This is a genomic window from Psychrobacter sp. TB55-MNA-CIBAN-0194 (assembly GCF_040309505.1).
Taxonomy (GTDB): domain Bacteria; phylum Pseudomonadota; class Gammaproteobacteria; order Pseudomonadales; family Moraxellaceae; genus Psychrobacter; species Psychrobacter fozii.
In genome coordinates, this window is sequence record NZ_JBEOOW010000362.1 from 1 (window position 1) to 267 (window position 267).

Here is a 267-nt window from a genome sequence, read left to right on the forward strand (position 1 = left end):
GCCTTGATTTCGTCAGCGAAGGTAAAACCAACGATCATCACTGGAATAGTCGCCACAATTAAGCTAAGTCCTAGCTGTCTTGGATTACTCATACCTTCTGCTTTACCTGTCAGTAAGCCCATCAGTGCTTGCCACAGTCTGCCCCAATAGTCATAAATGACCGCCAAAATAGCGCCAAGCTGCACGACTACCACAAACAACTCGACTTTTTCTTTGGTCCAAAAGCCCATCAAATCGGCTGATAAAATCAAGTAGCCAGTGCTAGAG

At 45.7% G+C, this 267-nt stretch carries 1 protein-coding gene; it reads right to left on the reverse strand.

The features are described from left to right. On the reverse strand, nucleotides 1–267 hold a 267-nt coding region (locus tag AAEY75_RS15465; RefSeq protein ID WP_352260085.1), incomplete at both ends, for an undecaprenyl-diphosphate phosphatase.